The organism is Flavobacterium frigidum, from assembly GCF_048286795.2.
In genome coordinates, this window is record NZ_JBLVPT020000003.1 from 254,681 (window position 1) to 274,906 (window position 20,226).

The window sequence follows — 20,226 nt, forward strand, 5'->3', positions numbered from 1 at the left end:
ATTGATACTATAAATATACAATCCCGATGTAAATCGGGATTTTTTTTTGCTTAAAACTAAATAATAATGAATACAATAATCGGAATACAAGGCATAGCGGGTTCATTTCATCATCAAGTTGCTCAAGAATATTTCAATCATGATTTTGTTCTAGACGAGTGTTTGTCTTTTGAGGAGTTGATCGACAATTTAATGTCAGGTAAATCAGATCAAGCGGTTATGGCGATCGAAAACTCTATTGCGGGCCCTATTATTCCTAATTATGCATTAATTGATAAAAACAATTTACACATTATAGGAGAACATTATTTGAGTATTCATCAAAATTTAATGGCGTTGAAAGGTCAAAAAATTGAAGAAATGCTTGAAGTACATTCGCATCCGATGGCATTATTACAATGTATGGATTTCTTAAAAAAATATCCACATATAAAGTTAGTTGAAGATAAAGATACCGCTGAAACAGCACGAAGAATCCAAGAAAAGCAGTTGAAAGGAATAGCGGCAATTGCCAGTAAAACAGCTTCATTAATGTATAATTTGGAAATTATTGCGCCAGAGATCCAGACGATTAAAAACAACATGACGCGCTTTGTTATTATCAAAAAGGAGAATTCATTTGTTTCCAAAAGTGAAATTAACAGAGCATCGATAAAATTTGAACTGGATCACAAGCGCGGGAGTTTAGCAGCAGTTTTAAACGTGATGAGCGATTGTAAATTGAATTTAACTAAGATTCAATCGTTGCCAAAAATAGAAACGCCGTGGAAATATTCTTTTTTTGTGGATGTCACTTTTGAAAAATATGAAGATTACGCCAAGGCAAAATCATTATTGATGATTATGGCAGAATACTTTAAAGTCTTGGGTGAGTATAAGAATACAAAGTGAGGCTCTTGGCTTGCCAAGGTTAGAAACAAGTTAAAAATTTAAAGCATAACGGATAAAAAACAATAAGATGATTACCACAGCAAAGCGTCTCAATACCATTGAAGAATACTATTTCTCCTCAAAATTGAGAGAAGTAAGGCAACTGGCTGCCGAAGGCAAACCCATTATTAATATGGGAATTGGAAGCCCAGATTTACTGCCGTCGCAAGCGGTAATTGACGCTATTGTTGACGCTATGCAAGATGAAAACGCACATCAGTACCAGAGTTATCAGGGATTGCCAGAGTTGCGTGAGGGTATGGCTGATTTTTATGCCAAAAATTATGGTGTAGCACTCAACCCCGTAACAGAAATTTTGCCTTTGATGGGTTCTAAGGAAGGGATTATGCATATTTCGCTGGCTTTTTTGAATGAAGGAGATCACGTTTTGATTCCGAATCCGGGATACCCAACCTATACTTCAGTGACGAATTTAGTTGGAGCGGTGCCCGTTTATTATGATTTGAAAGAAGGAAACCAGTGGGAACCGGATTTTGAAGCCTTAGAAAAACTGGATTTAACGAAAGTAAAAATCATGTGGATTGGGTATCCACACATGCCAACAGGAGCTCGAGGGAGTTTAGAATTGTTTGAAAAATTAGTGGCTTTTGCTGCAAAACATGAAATCTTATTGGTGAATGATAATCCGTATAGTTTTGTTTTGAATGACGATCCGATGAGTTTGTTACAGGTAAAAGGAGCAAAGGATGTGGCTTTAGAACTGAATTCTTTGAGTAAAACGTTTAACATGGCGGGCTGGAGAGTAGGCATGGTGTTAGGAAATGCCAATGCTATTGATGCGGTTTTGAAAGTAAAAAGCAATATGGATAGCGGCATGTTTTACGGAATTCAGAAAGGAGCCATTGAAGCACTTAAAAGCGAAAAAGCTTGGTTTGATTCTATGAACGAAATCTATAAAAAACGACGAATCCTTACTGAACAGTTAGCCGAAAAATTAGGTTGTAAAGTGTACAAAGAAGGTGTTGGTTTATTTGTTTGGGCAAAGTTGCCCGATGGAGTTACATCGGCTGCCGATTTTATTGATACGATCTTGCACGAAAAATCAATTTTTATTACGCCGGGTACTATTTTTGGGAGTAATGGCGAAGGGTATATTCGGTTTGCTTTATGTATCAAAGAAGAAAAAATTAGAGAAGCAATCAGTCGATTTTAGTAAGGACTTGATTAATCTTTCACGTCGTAGAGTTTAAAAATAATAATCTTTTTTAAGAAAATAGATGTTCTTAAAAACGATATTTCCTAGCCCTGATAGTAGTGGAAATCCTTTGCTGCCGGCGTTCGGCAGGAAAGATTGCAACGGATAGCAGGACAAGCTTCGGATAAAAAACAAAAAAATGAAAGTATTTGTAATAGGTATAGGATTGATAGGCGGCTCGATGGTGTTGGATATTAAAGATTTATATCCCCATGCTACGATTTATGGGATTGATACCAACGAAAAGCATTTGGATCAGGCAATTGAGTTGGGTGTTATTGATGAGGTGGCAACATTTGCAGACTTAATGCATGCTGATTTTGTGATTGTTTCGGTTCCTGTAGATGTAGCGCTCACGGTTGTGCCTCAAGTTTTGGAGGCAATAGGTGACCAAACGATTGTTTTTGAAGTTGGTTCTACAAAATTACCTATTTGTGAGGGAATTGCCAATCATCCCAAAAGGAGAAATTTTATAGCTACGCATCCTATTGCTGGAACGGAATTTTCGGGACCATCGGCAGCGATAAAAGGCTTGTTTCAAGGAAAAACAAACATTATTTGTGAGGTGGAGAAAACGACTTTTAAATTGCAAGAACGTGCCTTGGCGTTGTTTCAAGAAATGGGAATGCGGATTCGGTATATGGATCCAAAATCGCACGATAAGCATATTGCATATGTGTCTCATTTGTCTCACATTAGCGCTTTTATGTTAGGAAAAACAGTAATTGACAAGGAGAAACACGAGCAGGATATTTTTGATATGGCGGGTTCTGGTTTTGAAAGTACCGTGCGTCTTGCTAAAAGTTCGCCCGCGATGTGGACACCCATTTTTAAGCAAAATAGAAAGCAAGTCGTGAAAACACTCAATGAATACATCTCGAATTTATCTAAATTTAAAGAGCTTTTAGAGGATGAGGATTACGAGGCGATCTACAATGAAATGGAGAGCGTGAATAAAATAAAAGAAATATTGAACGGGATGAAAGCCCTCTAACCCCCGAAGGGGGAACTAGTAAAACAACTAAAAATAATTAATAACAATAATCATCCACTCGAGGTTTCCTTTGCGCTGCGGCGAAAGGGCTGGGGTGGCGAAAAATTTAGAAAAGATGGAAAATAAGAAAGAAATGAGAAACTGGTTGGAGGCATTTAATTTGACCCACCCATTAGTAATAGCAGGGCCATGTAGCGCTGAAACCGAAGAACAAGTATTGAAAATTGCACATGAATTAAAGGATTCAGATGTAAGTATTTTTAGAGCAGGAATCTGGAAGCCAAGAACGCGTCCGGGAGGATTTGAAGGCGTTGGTGAAATAGGTTTGAAATGGTTGAAGAAAGCCAAAGAAGAAACAGGTTTGCTAATGGGAACTGAAGTAGCCAATGCTGCTCACGTAAAATTAGCTTTAGAATATGACATTGATGTTTTGTGGATAGGTGCTAGAACAACGGTAAACCCATTTGCAGTTCAGGAAATTGCTGACGCATTGGCTGGAACAAAGAAAATTGTTTTGGTAAAAAACCCTGTAAATCCAGATTTATCATTGTGGTTGGGTGGTGTAGAACGTTTGTATAATGCTGGAATTGAGAAATTAGGAGTAATTCACAGAGGTTTCTCAACCTATGAGAAAACCAAATACCGTAATATTCCGGAATGGCAAATTGCTATAGAATTGCAAAACAAATTTCCAGATTTGCCTTTAATTATTGATCCATCGCATATTACTGGTGACCGAAAAATGATTCTTGAAGTTACGCAAGAAGCCCTAGATTTGAATTACGACGGAATGATTATTGAAACGCATATTGATCCAGACAATGCCTGGAGTGATGCAGCGCAGCAAGTGACTCCGGATGCTTTGAAACAAATTTTTATTGATTTGAAAGTAAGAAAACTAAATGATGTGTCTGACGAGTATACACAGAAAATGAAAAAATTAAGAGCTAACATTGACGTTTTAGATGCTACTTTGCTGGAGCTTTTAGGAAAACGAATGAAAGTAGCTGACGAAATAGGTGTGGTGAAGAAAGCGGCCAATGTTGCGGTATTGCAAAACACCCGATGGAACGAAATATTAGGTAAAATGATTTTGGATGGGGAAACCAAAGGACTTTCAGAAGAGTTTGTTTTAAAATTATTCAAAGCCATTCACCAAGAAAGTATTAGCCATCAAGATAAGGTGTTGAATGCTTAAATTGTAATTACTAATCCTAATTAATCGGTAACGATTATTTAGGATTAGTCATCTCTTTGATTTAATGAAGTTGAAGAGTTTCTGTTTGGAACAAGTTCAAAAAAACTGCAAACTTTATCCCGAAGTGTCGGGATAAACTTGAAACAAAATTTTACCTTTGCCACATGACAGGACTCGTTTATAAATCTACAGGAAGTTGGTACACCGTAAAATCAGAGCAAGGGGATTTTATAGAATGCCGTATGAAAGGGAAATTCCGAATTAAAGGAATCAAAAGTACCAACCCCATTGCTGTAGGTGATGTTGTCGATTATGAATTGGAAGAATCCTCGGATACTGTTACAGGAACCATTCACAACATCCACGAAAGAAAAAATTATATTGTCCGTAAGTCGGTTAATTTATCCCATCAGATGCATATTATTGCATCAAATATTGATCGTGTTTTTTTATTGATAACAATAAACAATCCGCCAACTACATTTAATTTTATAGATCGTTTTCTTGTAACTGCCGAAGCATACGGAATTGAAACCATTTTAGTTTTTAACAAAATAGACACGTTTGACGAAGCTACCTTAGATGAGCAATTGTACATGCAACATGTGTATCAGGAAATTGGATACAAATGTTTGCGCGTTTCTTCAACCGAAATGAAAGGTATAGAGGAATTGAAAGCAATGATGATTGGCAAAGTGAGTATGTTTTCTGGACATTCAGGTGTTGGGAAATCGACTTTAGTCAATGCTATGGAACCTACTTTGCATCTAAAAACTAAGACAATATCGGAAGCCAGTAAGCAAGGGCAACATACGACGACTTTTGCAGAAATGTATGATCTATCCTTTGATGCTAGGATAATTGATACTCCTGGAATCAAAGGTTTTGGAATTGTAGATATGGATCCAGCAGAAATTAGCGGCTATTTTCCCGAGTTCTTTAAATTAAAAGATCAGTGTAAATTCAATAATTGTTTGCATAAAGACGAACCGCATTGCGCTATCAAAGCCGCTTTGGAAAAAGATGAAATTGCTTGGTCTCGTTACAGAAGTTATCTTAAAATTCTAGAAGGAGATGATGAAAATTATCGAACCGATATTCACAATGAAGACCGAATTATAAGTGATAAAACGAGGGAGTAATATTTCAATTATGAGTTATGAATTATGAGTTATGGCAAGTAATATTATAAAAATAAAATCATTTGATTTTGCGTTACGAATCGTAAAGTTGTATCGATTCTTATGTATTGAAAAGAAGGAATTTGTTTTCAGTAAACAGCTACTGCGCAGCGGTACCTCAGTTGGGGCATTAGTGAGAGAATCAGAACATGCAGAAAGAAAATTAGATTTTATTCATAAACTTGCAATTGCACAAAAAGAAGCCAATGAAAGCGACTATTGGTTGGAATTATTGTTTCGATATGAATATCTGAATGAATCACAATATGAATCTTTGAATAGTGATATTGTTGAACTGAAAAAAATCATAGCTTCAATAATAATTTCAACTAAAAACAATTTAAAAAATAGCTATTATCCTTATAGTTCAGCTTTCACAACTCATAATTCACCATTCATAATTCATAATTAATTTGAAAGTAGTAATCCAAAGAGTTTCTTCCTCCTCTGTAACCATAGATGCTAAAATCGTTGCCGAAATCCAAAATGGATTGATGGTTTTAGTTGGTATAGAAGATAGCGATACTCCTGAAGATATTTCTTGGTTGACGTCGAAAATTGTGAATCTCCGCATTTTTGGGGATGAAAATGAAGTGATGAATTTATCTGTAAAAGACATTGACGGCGATATTATAATAGTCTCCCAATTTACCCTTCATGCCTTGACCAAGAAAGGAAATCGTCCTTCCTATATCAAAGCTTCCAAGCCAGAAATAGCTGTTCCTCTATATGAAGAATTTGTTGCTCAAATGCAAAAGGATTTAGGTAAAAAAGTACAAACCGGAGTTTTTGGTGCCGATATGAAAGTAGCAATACTAAATGACGGACCTGTAAACATTATGATTGATAGTAAAAATAGAGAGTAAATATACTAGTTTATTGTACGATTTGTGCTATTTTTGAAAATCACGAATTAAGACTTCCGCAACAAAAATCCGTTCCGATTTTATACACAATTGATTGATTTTTAGCTAATAAGTTTTAAATTCTTTGAAGAAGTCTATGAACATTTGAGTGAGAAATTGCAACCAATGGTTTATGAATTAGGATTTTTAAAAATATAAATAAATGAACGATGATTTAAAAAAGTTTGTTTTATACACTACACCAAGCGGAGAAATACGTGTCGATGTTTTGTTGCAAAATGAAACGGTATGGCTTTCACAAAAAGCAATGTCATTATTGTTTGATTGCAGTACAGATAATGTATCATTGCACTTAAAAAATATTTTTGAAAGTAATGAGTTAGAGGAAAATTCAGTTACCGAGGTTTTCTCGGCAACTGCATCTGATGGCAAAACGTATAAAGTAAAACATTATAGTTTAGACGCCATAATTTCAGTTGGCTACAGAGTAAATTCTTCCAAAGCTACACAATTTCGTATTTGGGCAACCCAAACTTTAAAGGAATATATTATAAAAGGTTTTGTTTTAGACGACAATCGTTTAAAACAAGCTCAGGCTATTTTTGGTAAAGATTACTTTAAAGAATTACTACAAAGAGTTCGTTCTATTCGAGCGAGCGAAAGGAGAATTTATCAGCAAGTAACGGATATTTTTGCGGAGTGTAGTATTGACTATGACAGCCATGCCGATATCACAAAAAATTTCTACGCCACAGTCCAAAATAAATTTCATTTTGCAATAACCGGCAGTACTGCTGCCGAAATAATAGCCAATACTGCCGACGCTACGAAGGAAAATATGGGATTATCGACTTGGAAAAATAGTCCAAACGGTAGGGTTTTGAAATCGGATGTGGTAGTTGCTAAAAACTATTTGCAAGAAAAAGAAATTAAACAATTAGAACGTACCGTAACGGGTTATTTTGATTACATAGAAGGTTTGATAGCGCGGGAGCATACTTTTACGATGAATCAATTGGCTGAAAGTGTAAATAAATTTCTAAACTTTAATGATTATAGAGTTTTGGATGGTAAAGGAAAAATTTCTAAAATAGAAGCGGATAAAAAAGCAATCGCTGCTTATGAAGTTTTTAATAAAACACAGAAAATAATTTCTGATTTTGATAAAGAAATAAAAAAAATAAAAAAATGAATCTAAAAAACTCCCAACTCGACGTAGATACTTGGATAAAAGAACACGGCGTTCGTTACTTTAATGAACTCACTAATATGGCGCAACTTTCCGAAGAAGTAGGTGAAGTAGCGCGTATCATTGCCCGTCGTTATGGCGAACAATCCGAAAAAGAAAGTGATAAAAATAAAGATTTAGGCGAGGAGCTTGCCGATGTTGTTTTTGTAGTCTTGTGTTTAGCCAATCAAACGGGTATCGATTTACAGGCGGCTTTCGATAAAAAAATGGATTTAAAATCCGTTAGAGATAAAGATCGTCACAAAAACAACGATAAACTCAAATAATTTGTCAACTATAAATTATGAATTCCAAATTCGGAGTGATAAATTGCGAACATGAATTATAGTAGTCCACATCTATAATTTATAACTCATACTTCATAACTCATAATTAGCTATATGAATTTAAAAATAAGTACGGATTCGCAACACACAATTGAAACCGGATCATTAAATATTACTGGCTCAAAGAGTGAAACCAATCGGTTGTTATTGCTACAAGCGTTGTTTCCAAATATAACTTTAGAAAATACTTCTAACTCTGATGATAGCGAAGTAATGAGTAAAGCTTTAGCAAATGCACAACTCACAATTGACAGCTCACAATTAATAGACATTCATCATGCGGGCACAGCAATGCGATTTCTTACTGCTTATTTTGCCGTTAGCGAAGGTCGAGAAGTAGTTTTAACTGGTTCTCAACGAATGCAAGAACGTCCGATCAAAGTTTTAGTGGAAGCATTGGAGCAATTAGGAGCAAAAATCTCTTACGAGAAAGAAGCAGGATATCCGCCTATTCGAATAATTGGCCAAAAAACAACCAGTTCTCAAGTAGGCATTCCTGCAAATGTGAGTAGTCAATATATTTCTGCGTTGTTGTTAGTGGCGCCAAAATTACACGACGGTATCGAAATCACTTTAGTTGGCGAAATCACTTCGGTCCCGTATATCAAAATGACTTTGGCATTATTAAATGATTTGGATATCAAAACTAGTTTTGGAGGAAATGTCATTACCGTTTATCCAAAACAAGAAGTAGCCTCAAGAGTGATGACTGTCGAATCCGATTGGAGCTCAGCCTCTTATTTTTTTAGTATTGTTGCTTTATCCAAAAACAGCACGATATCGTTAAGCAGTTATAAAGAAACCAGTTTGCAAGGCGATTCGGCTTTGGTTGAAATCTACAAGCAAATGGGTGTCGATACGCATTTTCAAGGAAACAAAATGACTTTAGTTAAACAGTCTGATTTTAAACCAGAAAATTTAAACTTAGACTTAAATAATACGCCAGACATCGCGCAAACCATAGTGGTAACCTGCTTAGGATTAGGAATTGGGTGCCATCTTACGGGCCTTCATACCCTAAAAATCAAAGAAACCGATAGACTGGAAGCACTACGAATAGAACTAACAAAACTAGGAGCAACTATATCGGTTACCAATGATAGCTTAACGCTGGTAGCCTCAGACAAAATCAATCATAATATTAAAATTGCTACCTATAACGATCACAGAATGGCGATGGCATTTGCGCCATTAGCTTTAAAAGTGCCAATTGTTATAGAAAACGCCGAAGTAGTTTCAAAATCGTATCCTGATTTTTGGGAAGATTTAAAAAGTTTAGGTTTCAAAATTTCGTAACACACCCTCAATTCATTGAAGAAAACATGTTTTCGTTCTCCCTTTCCTTTAGATAGTCCTGAGGGTTCGGGAGGGGTGAGGAAAAATAAACAGCAAAACACTTGACAACGCCTATCTCACAATCGTATATTTGCACACGATTATAATTTGTTGAGGCTTAACTCGTAACTTATAATTCATAACTTATAAATTTTTAAGATGAAATTATCACACTTTCAATTCGATTTACCAAAAGAGCTTCTTGCCGAATATCCAGCTGAAAACAGAGACGAAGCACGTCTTATGGTTATTGATCGTAAGAAAGGAACAATAGAACATAAAATGTTTAAAGATGTTATCGATTATTTTGATGACGGAGATGTTTTAATTCTAAATAATACTAAGGTTTTTCCAGCGCGTTTGTATGGAAACAAAGAAAAAACAGGTGCTAGAATCGAAGTTTTTTTACTAAGAGAACTTAACTCAGAACAAAGACTTTGGGACGTTTTAGTAGACCCAGCACGTAAAATCAGGATAGGTAATAAACTATATTTTGGTGATGACGATTCGTTAGTAGCTGAGGTAATTGACAACACGACATCTCGTGGTAGAACATTGCGTTTTCTTTACGACGGTTCGTATGAAGAATTTAGAAATAAATTAACAGAACTAGGCGAAACTCCAATTCCAAAATATATTTCTAGAGATGTAACGCCAGAAGATGCAGAGCGTTACCAAACTATTTATGCAAAGGAAGAAGGTTCTGTGGCAGCGCCAACTGCAGGATTACACTTTTCTAAACACCTATTGAAAAAGTTAGAAATCAAAGGAATTAAATTTGCTGAGGTTACACTTCACGTAGGTTTAGGAACGTTCAATCCAGTTGAGGTGGAGGATTTGTCTAAGCATAAAATGGATTCCGAGGAGTTAAAAATCACGCAAGAGGCCTGCGATATTGTGAACAGTGCCAAAGCCAAAAAGAAACGTATTTGTACCGTAGGGACAACATCTATGCGTGCGGTAGAGAGTTCAGTTTCATCACAAAATACTTTAAATCCTTTTGATGGATGGACTAATAAATTCGTTTTTCCTCCACATGATTTCGCGATCCCAACGTGTATGATTACTAATTTTCATACACCAAAATCTACTTTATTGATGATGGTTTCTGCATTTTGCGGACATGATTTAATGAAAAAAGCCTACGCCGAAGCTATCGAAGAAAAATACCAATTTTACTCTTACGGAGATGCTATGTTAATCATTTAATCTGAATTCACTTTAGATTCTAAATAAAAAAATCTCGTCAGCAATGGCGAGATTTTTTGTTATTTGCAAATGATATTTAGGGTGTGTCCCGCAGAAAAAGCGGGTCGGGCTATTCGCTCTATCTTTATTTTCTTAAAGAAAGAAAATAAAGGATGCCGCTACTATCCCTCACACGAAGCTGTCATCTAACGAGATTTTTGTACAAAAGTATTATTTTGTAACAATAAAAAACCTGCTATGATTTCGCAATTATAACCAAATCTGAAATCAAGAATCGTTAATCAAAAATCTTCAATCTCTTTTATTCCCTAATGCAAGAATAAGAATCTATTTTGTTATTGATATTGAACGAACCACCATAGGAAAGTCTTCAGAGGAGTTTTGACCTGTAATTTGAAAACATCCATGTCTGATTTTTTTAAACTTCCTAAATTGGCATCCGCATTTTCAGCAATACTTTTGGCTCTAGCACTGGCATCTTTGGTGGCTTCGGCAATCATTTGTATTTTTAATGTGGCTAGTTTGGTATCGTAGTATTCTGCTAGACTCGAGTAAAACTTTAAACTAGAGTTGTTTAACTCACATGATTTTCTCGACATTTATTCAATTTTATTTACTTCTGCAGACTGAATATTTACGTTTTGGGTGAGCGTAAAACCAGTAAAAATGTGCTGTCTTGTCGTGTCGTTTTCGTTAAAAGTAGTTTTAAAATCAGTGTTAAAATTTACTTCCGAGAAAATAAGGAGTTGTTTTTTAGTTCCTTATAGAAAGTAGTAACTATTTTTTTACATTCAAATACTTACTTTTTTAAGTTTTGCCAATCCATTAAAAGTCTTTTATCTATCGGTCCTTTTTTACTACTTTTACAAAACAAAATATAAATCATGACTTTCGAAAATACCCTTGAATTTGCAAAAAAAATGGATTCACAAGATCCTTTACAAAAATATCAGCAAGAATTTCATTTCCCTGAGGTGAATGAAAAAAAAGTGATTTATTTTACAGGAAATTCTTTGGGTTTACAACCCAAAAGAACAAAAGGGTATGTAGATGAAGTAATGAATGATTGGGCTAATCTGGCTGTTGAAGGTCATTTTTACAGTGAAAAACCATGGTGGGATTATCACGAACGTTTTGCCAAACCATTGAGTAAAATTGTGGGTGCTTTGCCAAGTGAAGTGACTGTAATGAATACATTGACGGTCAATCTTCATTTATTGATGGTTTCGTTTTACCAACCTACAAAAACCAGATATAAAATTATTTGCGAGGAGAAAGCATTTCCTTCGGATCAATACATGTTTCAGAGTCAAGTCGATTTTCATTCGCGAAGCGTTGGCTTTCATCCTGAGGATGCGCTTGTCGAAATTAAGCGGCGCGATGGCGAACACAACATTCGATTAGAAGATGTTTTGGCAAAAATAAAAGAAGTTGGCAATGAGCTGGCTTTAGTTTTAATCGGCGGTGTCAATTACTACACAGGGCAAGTTTTTGATATGAAAACGATCACGGCTGCAGGTCATGAAGCTGGTGCTTATGTGGGTTGGGATTTAGCGCATGCTGCAGGTAATGTAAAGTTGAACTTGCACGATTGGAATGTAGATTTTGCATCTTGGTGCAGTTATAAATATATGAATTCTGGACCCGGAAACGCTTCGGGATGTTTTATTCATGAAAAACACCATAATAATCCACAGTTACCCAGATTTGCAGGTTGGTGGGGACATAACAAAGAACGCCGTTTCAAGATGGAACAAACTTTTGATCCCGTTCATGGTGCCGATGGTTGGCAAATTAGTAATTTACCCATATTATCTCTTGCACCATATTTGGCATCAGTCGAAATGTTTGATGAAATAGGAATGGATTCTTTGATTCAAAAAAGAAATGCTATAACCTCTTATTTAGAATTTATTTTGCACGAAATAGACAAAGAGGTCGAAAGTACTTTTGAAATCATTACTCCTTCAAACCAAGAGGAAAGAGCTTCACAATTATCCGTATTGCTGCATGGCGAAGGACGAAGTTTGTTTGAATACCTTATGAAAAATGGTGTGATCACTGATTGGCGTGAACCAAATGTAATTCGTTTAGCACCAGTTCCTCTCTATTCTTCTTTTGAAGAGATGTATCATTTTGGGCAAATATTAAAAGCGGGAATTCTTAATAAATAGAAGTTCAAATAGTATAAAAAATTATTTCGATTTTATAACTAATATTTAGCCGTTTCATTGTTACTTTGTAAAAGTATTAATCACAAAATAAAAAAATTATGAAAGCATTATATTTTATACTACTTGCTGCAGTTGTTGTTTCTTGTCAAAATCAAGGAAAAATGGAAATTGAAAAAGCTAAATTAGCAACTGTAGATTCGATGAAAGTTGAAATGGAAAAACAAAGAGTTATTGATTCCATGCAAGTAGAGATGGCGAAAATCGAAGAAGCTAAAATTGAAACTCAAAAAGAAGTTGTAGTGGTTAGACAACCAGCGACTACTACGACTACAACTACTACACAAAGGAAAGGTATGAGCAGTACAGCTAAAGGCGCTTTAATTGGTGCAGGAGTTGGAGCAGCTACAGGTGCAATTATTAGCAAGAAAAAAGTTCAAGGAGCTATTATTGGTGGTGTTGCGGGTGCAGGTGTTGGCGCTGGAACAGGAGCTATAATTGATGGAAGTAAAAATAATTAATTTTATCTTTCTAATAAAAAACGGGTGCTTAACTTCATATTGAATTTAAGCACCCGTTTTGTATAGCGTTTAATACGAATCCATATTGGCAATGATTTCATTTGCCTTGGTTTTAATTTTAAACAATTCTTCGGGATCAATTTTCTTTAATAAATTCAACATCATTCCCATTCGTTGATTGCCCTTGAAGTAGTCTTTTTTCTCGTCAAGAAAGTTCCAGTAAAGCGTATTAAATGGACAAGCTTTATCACCAAATTTCTCTTTTACATTGTACTGGCACTTTGTACAATTATTACTCATTTTATTGATGTAACTTCCAGAGGAAACATATGGTTTTGTTGCAATAATTCCACCATCAGCATATTGTGACATCCCACGAGTGTTAGGCATTTCTACCCATTCAATGGCATCAATATATACTCCTAGATACCACGCGTCTACCTCGTCTGGATGAATTTGAGTAAGCAACGTAAAATTGCCAATGACCATAAGCCGCTGAATGTGATGTGCGTACGCTTCATCTAAACTCTGATTGATGGCATGACTCATACAATTCATTTTGGTTTTGCCAGTCCAGAAAAAATCAGGTAGTTTATTTTTATTTTCTAGCACATTCATTAGGGCATAATTGGGCATTTCCTTCCAGTATATTCCTCTAATGTATTCGCGCCATCCCAGTATTTGTCGCACAAATCCCTCAACTTGAGAGATAGTTACAGTCGTTTCATTAGCGTGATAAAATGCAATTACGGTTTCGATTACCTCTTTTGGCGAAAGCATTTTACTGTTCATCGCAAAGGAGAGACGGGAATGAAATAGGAACTTTTCATCAGTATGCATCGCATCTTCGTAATCGCCAAAATGTTTTAATAAATGATGACAGAAATAATCCAAAACTTGTAATGATTGCTCCCGAGAAGTGGGCCAACTAAATTTTTTCTCATCAATATTACCAAAAGTAAGGATACCAGCTTCTTTTATTTGGCTTACCACTTCAGTTACATCAGCGTTGAAGTTTTTTTCAGTGGGAACTGGAACTTCACCTTTGTATTTTTTTCGATTGTCGTGATCAAAGTTCCATTGATTGCCTGTAGGAGTAGAGCCTTCCATCAAGACATGATGTTTTTTGCGCATATTCCGATAGAAATTTTCCATCAGCAATAACTTTTTACCTTCAAAAAATTGTGCGAGTTCGTGTCTCGTAGTATAAAAATGTTCAGAATCGAATGCCTCTGATGGAATTGTCAAACTTGCACCTATAGATTGCAGTTGTACATCAAGTCGGTATTCATCGGGTAGCAAATATTCAAATTTTTCAATGTTGTATTTTTCGATACAAGAGTTGATGATTTTTGCCAAATCGTTTGGATTCGAATTCGCATTGATTTGATAATAAATTGCTTGATGCCCTTTTGATTGCAAAGACGTGTAAAAGTTACGCATCGAAAGGAAAAACGCGACCACTTTTTGAATATGATGCTTAACATAGTCTGTTTCCTGACGCATTTCTGCAAGTACATAAACAGTATCATGATCAATTTGCTTAAACCAAGAATGTTCAGAATTTAATTGATCGCCAAGTATGAGCCGAAGTTTTTTCATAATTTATTTTTTGAAAAATGATGTGCTTGGAATCTCTTTTCGAGCATATTGATACCGATCAATTAGTTTGGGTAAGCAATACCCATCAAGACCATTTATAGCGACTACATTTCCTTTATCTAGTTGCAACCAGCCATCTTTATGCTCTAGTTCTTCTTCAAAAAATAAGTGTTCAATAGAGGCAATCACGTGAATGGTATCGTTTTCTTTTATATGGTATTCATTTAAATATTTGCAATACAATTGCACCGGACTTCCTTTTACAAATGGAACATCAATAGTTGCTTTATATTCCTCTTCTAAATTGGTTTTGTCAAATTCTGAAGTGCCTAGTTCATAGTTTGCCGATGTATGATGCGCATCAGATATCATAGCTGCTGTGATGTGGTTTATTGTAAAATATCCAGTTTCTTTAATGTTTTTATAGGTATCTCTGGGAACGGTAGTGGGGCGCATGATAAAACCAATCATGGCAGGATTACTCCCTAAATGGGTAACGCTACTAAAAATAGCCACATTGGTCTTTCCATCAAGGGATTTTGTACCCAAAAGACTAGCTGATTTATAACCAGTACAAGAGTTAATTAAATTTAATCTTTCGATTTTCTCCATTTGAGAAATAGTTTCTCTTGAAATATGTTTCATATTTTGTATTTTAGTACAAATATACTTTTTGTTTAATTAAATTTAAAATAAACTAAACAAAATAACAATATTATTTCTAAAGTATTTGAGCCTTTAAATTAATTGTTCAAATAACTATCAAATCCTATATATTTGTTTTTCAATTTATCCAATGATGAAAATATTTAAAAAATCAGTTCTTATTTTAATCTTGATAGTAGCTTTTGTAGTGGGAGCAGCCTTAGTTTATGGTTTTTATTTAAAACCAAAATATGAAGGTGAGTTGCAGTTAAAGAACATTCAAGAAGAAACCACCGTTTACTTTGATGAGTTTGGTGTGCCACATATTTATGCCACCAATTCCCAAGATGCTATGATGGCGCTGGGATATGTTCACGCACAAGATCGCTTGTGGCAAATGGAATTGATGCGCCGTATCGCGCCTGGAAGATTGTCTGAAATTTTTGGTTCAGTAGCTTTAAAGAATGATAAATTTTTTGCAGGATTGGGAATCAAAGAAGCCTCTGCAAAGGCCATTGCTGTATTGGATAAAAAAAGTCAAAGCTATAAACTAACAATGGCTTATCTAGACGGAATCAATCAGTATCTGGATGATGGTAAAACGCCAATAGAGTTTAGTTTGGTTGGTATAAAAAAGGAGAAGTTTACTATTACGGATGTCTACAATATTTTTGGATACATGTCTTTTAGCTTTGCGATGGCGCAAAAATCAGACCCTTTACTTACTGATATTCGCAACAAGTATGGAATGGAGTATGTAAAAGATTTTGGAATAGATGGTTCGTTCAATACGACTAAAATTAAAAACGCTAAGGAAATACCTCAAGAATATGCGGCAATATCAAAATCAGTGGCTGCAATTTTAGATCAGTCACCAGTTTCTCCTTTCATAGGAAGCAACAGTTGGGTAATTGCTCCAGAAAAAACTAAAAACGGAAAAGTCATTTTTGCAAATGATCCACACATCGGTTTTTCGCAACCAGGTACTTGGTATGAAGCGCATATTGTAACACCAGAATTTGAATTGTATGGTAGTTATTTGGCTGGAACTCCTTACCCTTTGTTGGGTCATAATCGGGACTATGCTTATGGCTTAACGATGTTCGAAAATGATGATATCGATTTATATCAGGAAGAAAATAATCCCAAGGATGCCAAAGCGTATAAAACACCAAATGGTTTTAGCGCATACGAAATAAGTAAAAAAGCAATTAAGGTCAAGGATTCATCAGATGTGGTTTTAAATGTAAAAATCACACGCCACGGTCCTATTGTCAATGACTTGATTGATGGTTTAAAGAACGATAAGCCGGTTGCATTATCTTGGATTTACACCCAGCAACCCATACAAATTCTAGATGCAGTTTATGAATTATCGCACGCAAAAAGCAAAACTGATTTTCAAAAAGGGGTAGCTTTAATCGCCGCTCCTGGATTGAATGTTATGTACGGGGATGCGAAGGGGAACGTAGCTTGGTGGGCTACGGGTAAGTTATACAAACATCAAGCAGGTGTCAATCCTAATTTTATTTTGGAAGGCGCTAGTGGTAAAGAGGATATAAAAGAATTTTTGGATTTCTCCAAAAATCCGTCTGCAGTAAATCCAAAATGGAATTATGTCTACTCCGCAAACAACCAACCAGAGCCAGTCGATGGGTTCTCCTATCCAGGATATTATCTCCCAGAAGACAGAGCCAAACGAATTACACAATTATTAGAGCCAAAATCAAATTGGGACAAAGACGCTGTGGGTCAAATGATTTATGACAATACGTCTTCAGTCGCTCCAGAAGTAGTAAAACAATTAATTTCGAATCTTTCGCAACAAGCACTATCCAGCAATGAGAAAGAAGCGCTTGCTGTTTTAAAAAAATGGAAAGGCTCTAATAACCTTACAGATTTAGCACCTACTCTATATAATAAATGGATTTATACCTATCTTAAAAATACATTCGAAGACGAACTAGGACCAGAGCAATTCAAAATGTTATTAGGGACACACATTATAAAACAAATTGTAGCGCGGCAAATTGTAAATGAAAAGTCATTATGGTGGGATAATATCAGCACAAAAAATCTAAAGGAAACTCGAAGTCAAGTTGTATCGCAATCGTTTAAAGAGTCAGTTGCTGCTTTAGAAAAACAATTAGGAAGCACTGTTTCTAGTTGGACTTGGAACAAGGTTCATACTGTTGAGCATCAGCATCCATTGGGAAAAGTAGCCGCTTTGAGAGGTTTTTTCAATGTGGGGCCTTTTGAAGTTTCGGGATCAACAGAAGTAATCAATAATTTATTTTTTGATTTTACCGCAGATGGGAATTATACCGTAAAAGGCGGTCCATCGACAAGACGCGTTATCGATTTTTCGGATATTGAAAACAGCTGGAGTATTTTGCCAACAGGACAATCGGGTAATCCGTTTAGTGCGCATTACAGCGACCAAGCAGCGCTTTATAATGCTGGGAAATTCAGGCGAATGTTACTAAATAAAGATGAGATTGTTAGAACTTCAACAAAATTGCTTTTTATTCCTGGTAAAAATTGATTTTTTATAAAGAGCTTAAAAATATAAATCAGTAATTTTGCGTAACTTTTGATAATAAAATAATGCAAACTCATAAAAAAATAGCAGTTGTAGGTTCTGGATTAGTAGGATCTTTATTGGCTATTTATCTTCGTAAAGCGGGACATACAGTACATATTTACGACAGAAGTCCCGATATTCGAAAAATACAGTTTTCAGGTCGTTCGATCAACTTGGCCATGTCAAATAGAGGGTGGAAAGCTTTAGATGCAGTAGGAGTAGGAGATGAGATTCGGAAAATTGCCATTCCTATGGATAAAAGAGCAATTCACTTAGTTGATAAGCTTAATTTTCAAAATTACGGCCAAGAGGGCGAGACCATCGACTCGATTTCTAGAGGAATTTTGAATAGGAAGATGATTGACTTGGCAGAAGCCGCAGGCGCTGAATTCTTTTTTGAGCATAAAATATGGGATGTGTCGCTGGATACTGCAACGCTTCATATTGGTGAAACTGAACGAGGAGCATGGGAAGATAAAAAGTACGATATGGTTTTTGGTGCAGATGGTGCTTTTTCTAGAATTCGTCACCGCATGCAACGCCAAAGCATGTTTGATTATTCCCAAGAATTCTTACCTATTGGTTATAAAGAATTAAATATTCCAGCGAATGCTGATGGAACGCATAAATTAGATAAAAATTCTTTTCATATTTGGCCGCGTGGTGAATACATGCTGATTGCCTTGGCTAACTTAGATGGCAGTTTTACATGTACTTTGTTTATGCCATTTATAGGAGAAAATTCATTTGATTCCTTGCAAACTAGAGCTTCAGTCGAAGTATTTTTTGAAAAAAACTTACCAGATACTATTGATGTAATTCCAAAACTAGCCGAAGACTTTTTCAAGAATCCTACCAGTACATTGGTTACAATGAAATGCTATCCGTGGACTTATGAAGACAAAGTGGCACTTATTGGAGATGCGAGTCATGCTATAGTTCCGTTTTATGGACAAGGAATGAATTCTGGTTTTGAAGATATTTCAATTCTGAACGAGATGATCGAAAAGTATGGTGACGATTGGAAAACGATTTTCTCTGAGTACCAGAAATCTCGTAAGCCCAATGCTGATGCGATTGCCGAACTTTCCTATCGTAATTTTTTAGAAATGAGTTCGAAAACAGCTGACGAAAATTTTCTATTGCAAAAGAAAATTGAGAAATGGTTCTCCGATAAATATCCTGAAAAATGGATTCCATTATACAGCAGAGTGACTTTTAGTGATCGCCCCTATGCCGAAGCTCTGGCTATTGGGGATTATCAAAATGAAATTATGCAAGAGGTTTTAAAAATGGAAAATATTGAAACTCTTTGGAACACAAAAGCAGTAGAAGATAAAATCATATCGTTACTACAATAAATAAACAGCAGTAGTTCTATTGTCTTGCAATAAGGACGACTGCTATTTTTTCTATGAATTAATCTTCTCGGTGTACTTTATTGAAGTCAAAAGCGGGCTTGCAAATAGCAATATATTCGCAGGGTTCATCAAAAGGATTTGAGTATTGCACGCGAGTGTTGCTTTCAATACATATTGATTGGCCTGCTTCGAGTATTATAATTTCCCCTTCAATACTAAATTGTTTTTTACCTTTAATAATATAGGTGTACTCCTCAAATTCTGGCGTTTGGAAAGGTTCACTCCATTTTGGAGGTGCAATCATATGTGCAATGGATATTTCTTGATTGTTGGTGGCTGCAACACCATGATGTTCTTCTATTAATTTACCATCTGTTGTAGGCACTACGAAAGGAGCTGTTTGTACAAAGTATTTTTTCATTTTTATTTTTTGAGCAATGCAAATTGCTGATTTTTTATTGTTTGAATATAAGTAAACGGCCAATATCAAAAATACAATGCCTTTGGCATGATTCCATCTAAAGTTTCGTTTTTAAAAAAAAGCGTCGAACAAATTACGAAAACAAATAAGGCAATTATTTCTTGAATCACTTTTAATTCGAGCAAGGAAAAGGGACCTCCATTACCTCGGAACCCAATTTTGTTAGCTGGAACTTGAAAAAGACATATAAAAAAAGCAACAGCCCAAGTTATCATAACGGTTGCGAATATTCCAATATTTTCTAATGATTTAAATTCCTTAAATTGCAAGTGGCCATACCAAGCTAAAAATATAAAGATATTCGTAATGATTAATAATCCTATTGAAACAATGCCTTTCATTGCATATGATTTAAAG

At 35.4% G+C, this 20,226-nt stretch carries 20 protein-coding genes; 15 read left to right on the forward strand and 5 right to left on the reverse strand.

The annotated features are described in order from the left end of the window. Positions 1 to 66 precede the first annotated feature (66 nt). The 11 genes from ACNQGB_RS06285 to queA all read left to right on the forward strand — a co-directional run bounded on the left by ACNQGB_RS06285 (position 67) and on the right by queA (position 10,504). Positions 67 to 891: a prephenate dehydratase gene (locus ACNQGB_RS06285; RefSeq protein ID WP_417946766.1), complete on the forward strand. Its 825-nt coding sequence runs from the start codon at positions 67 to 69 to the stop codon at positions 889 to 891. A gap of 67 nt (positions 892 to 958) precedes the next feature. Next, positions 959 to 2,104: an aminotransferase class I/II-fold pyridoxal phosphate-dependent enzyme gene (locus ACNQGB_RS06290; RefSeq protein ID WP_417946765.1), complete on the forward strand. Its 1,146-nt coding sequence runs from the start codon at positions 959 to 961 to the stop codon at positions 2,102 to 2,104. A 181-nt stretch (positions 2,105 to 2,285) separates the two neighbouring features. Then, positions 2,286 to 3,140 carry a prephenate dehydrogenase gene (locus tag ACNQGB_RS06295; RefSeq protein WP_417946764.1) on the forward strand — a complete coding sequence of 285 codons (855 nt, stop codon included), beginning with the start codon at positions 2,286 to 2,288 and terminating at the stop codon, positions 3,138 to 3,140. Between the two features lie 115 nt (positions 3,141 to 3,255). Further along, positions 3,256 to 4,338 carry a chorismate mutase gene (locus ACNQGB_RS06300; protein WP_417946762.1) on the forward strand — a complete coding sequence of 361 codons (1,083 nt, stop codon included), beginning with the start codon at positions 3,256 to 3,258 and terminating at the stop codon, positions 4,336 to 4,338. Between the two features lie 164 nt (positions 4,339 to 4,502). Further along, positions 4,503 to 5,480: a ribosome small subunit-dependent GTPase A gene (rsgA, locus tag ACNQGB_RS06305; protein WP_417946761.1), complete on the forward strand. Its 978-nt coding sequence runs from the start codon at positions 4,503 to 4,505 to the stop codon at positions 5,478 to 5,480. A 31-nt stretch (positions 5,481 to 5,511) separates the two neighbouring features. Continuing rightward, complete coding sequence (locus ACNQGB_RS06310; protein WP_417946760.1) at positions 5,512 to 5,931, forward strand: four helix bundle protein; 420 nt, start codon at positions 5,512 to 5,514, stop codon at positions 5,929 to 5,931. Position 5,932: 1 nt separating this feature from the next. Beyond that, complete coding sequence (gene dtd / locus ACNQGB_RS06315) at positions 5,933 to 6,385, forward strand: D-aminoacyl-tRNA deacylase (RefSeq protein WP_417946759.1); 453 nt, start codon at positions 5,933 to 5,935, stop codon at positions 6,383 to 6,385. 202 nt (positions 6,386 to 6,587) lie between these two features. Continuing rightward, complete coding sequence (locus ACNQGB_RS06320; RefSeq protein ID WP_417946757.1) at positions 6,588 to 7,577, forward strand: virulence RhuM family protein; 990 nt, start codon at positions 6,588 to 6,590, stop codon at positions 7,575 to 7,577. Next, positions 7,574 to 7,900 carry a nucleotide pyrophosphohydrolase gene (locus ACNQGB_RS06325; protein WP_417946754.1) on the forward strand — a complete coding sequence of 109 codons (327 nt, stop codon included), beginning with the start codon at positions 7,574 to 7,576 and terminating at the stop codon, positions 7,898 to 7,900. The genes ACNQGB_RS06320 and ACNQGB_RS06325 overlap by 4 nt, the downstream gene beginning before the upstream one ends. Positions 7,901 to 8,014: 114 nt before the next feature. Continuing rightward, positions 8,015 to 9,256 (forward strand): 3-phosphoshikimate 1-carboxyvinyltransferase, encoded by a 1,242-nt coding sequence (gene aroA / locus ACNQGB_RS06330; protein WP_417947390.1) that lies wholly within the window; start codon positions 8,015 to 8,017, stop codon positions 9,254 to 9,256. 198 nt (positions 9,257 to 9,454) lie between these two features. Next, a complete protein-coding gene (gene queA / locus ACNQGB_RS06335) occupies positions 9,455 to 10,504 on the forward strand; it encodes a tRNA preQ1(34) S-adenosylmethionine ribosyltransferase-isomerase QueA (protein ID WP_309756256.1) in 1,050 nt (349 codons plus the stop codon). A gap of 335 nt (positions 10,505 to 10,839) precedes the next feature. On the opposite strand, the gene ACNQGB_RS06340 is transcribed toward queA, so the two are convergent. Next, positions 10,840 to 11,103, reverse strand: coding sequence for a hypothetical protein (locus ACNQGB_RS06340; protein ID WP_417947389.1), 264 nt, complete (start codon positions 11,101 to 11,103; stop codon positions 10,840 to 10,842). Positions 11,104 to 11,388: 285 nt separating this feature from the next. Here ACNQGB_RS06340 and kynU point away from each other — a divergent pair, with 285 nt between their 5' ends. Next, positions 11,389 to 12,678, forward strand: a complete 1,290-nt coding sequence (kynU, locus tag ACNQGB_RS06345) for a kynureninase (RefSeq protein ID WP_472777085.1) — start codon at positions 11,389 to 11,391, stop codon at positions 12,676 to 12,678. Positions 12,679 to 12,776: 98 nt separating this feature from the next. Further along, positions 12,777 to 13,196: a YMGG-like glycine zipper-containing protein gene (locus tag ACNQGB_RS06350; protein WP_417948213.1), complete on the forward strand. Its 420-nt coding sequence runs from the start codon at positions 12,777 to 12,779 to the stop codon at positions 13,194 to 13,196. Between the two features lie 69 nt (positions 13,197 to 13,265). On the opposite strand, the gene ACNQGB_RS06355 is transcribed toward ACNQGB_RS06350, so the two are convergent. Beyond that, the gene (locus ACNQGB_RS06355; protein ID WP_472777086.1) at positions 13,266 to 14,798 is read right to left on the reverse strand and encodes a cryptochrome/photolyase family protein; all 1,533 of its coding nucleotides are present in this window, start codon (positions 14,796 to 14,798) and stop codon (positions 13,266 to 13,268) included. Between the two features lie 3 nt (positions 14,799 to 14,801). After that, positions 14,802 to 15,443, reverse strand: coding sequence for a flavin reductase family protein (locus ACNQGB_RS06360; RefSeq protein WP_417946691.1), 642 nt, complete (start codon positions 15,441 to 15,443; stop codon positions 14,802 to 14,804). Between the two features lie 154 nt (positions 15,444 to 15,597). Here ACNQGB_RS06360 and ACNQGB_RS06365 point away from each other — a divergent pair, with 154 nt between their 5' ends. Both ACNQGB_RS06365 and ACNQGB_RS06370 read left to right on the forward strand, forming a co-directional pair. Further along, entirely contained in the window at positions 15,598 to 17,988 is a 2,391-nt protein-coding gene (locus ACNQGB_RS06365) for a penicillin acylase family protein (protein WP_417946718.1), read from the forward strand. A gap of 62 nt (positions 17,989 to 18,050) precedes the next feature. Next, positions 18,051 to 19,388: an FAD-dependent oxidoreductase gene (locus ACNQGB_RS06370; protein WP_417946692.1), complete on the forward strand. Its 1,338-nt coding sequence runs from the start codon at positions 18,051 to 18,053 to the stop codon at positions 19,386 to 19,388. A gap of 58 nt (positions 19,389 to 19,446) precedes the next feature. On the opposite strand, the gene ACNQGB_RS06375 is transcribed toward ACNQGB_RS06370, so the two are convergent. Continuing rightward, the gene (locus ACNQGB_RS06375) at positions 19,447 to 19,809 is read right to left on the reverse strand and encodes a cupin domain-containing protein (protein WP_417946694.1); all 363 of its coding nucleotides are present in this window, start codon (positions 19,807 to 19,809) and stop codon (positions 19,447 to 19,449) included. A 65-nt stretch (positions 19,810 to 19,874) separates the two neighbouring features. Continuing rightward, positions 19,875 to 20,210, reverse strand: a complete 336-nt coding sequence (locus ACNQGB_RS06380) for a DMT family protein (RefSeq protein WP_417946695.1) — start codon at positions 20,208 to 20,210, stop codon at positions 19,875 to 19,877. Between the last annotated feature and the right edge of the window lie 16 nt (positions 20,211 to 20,226).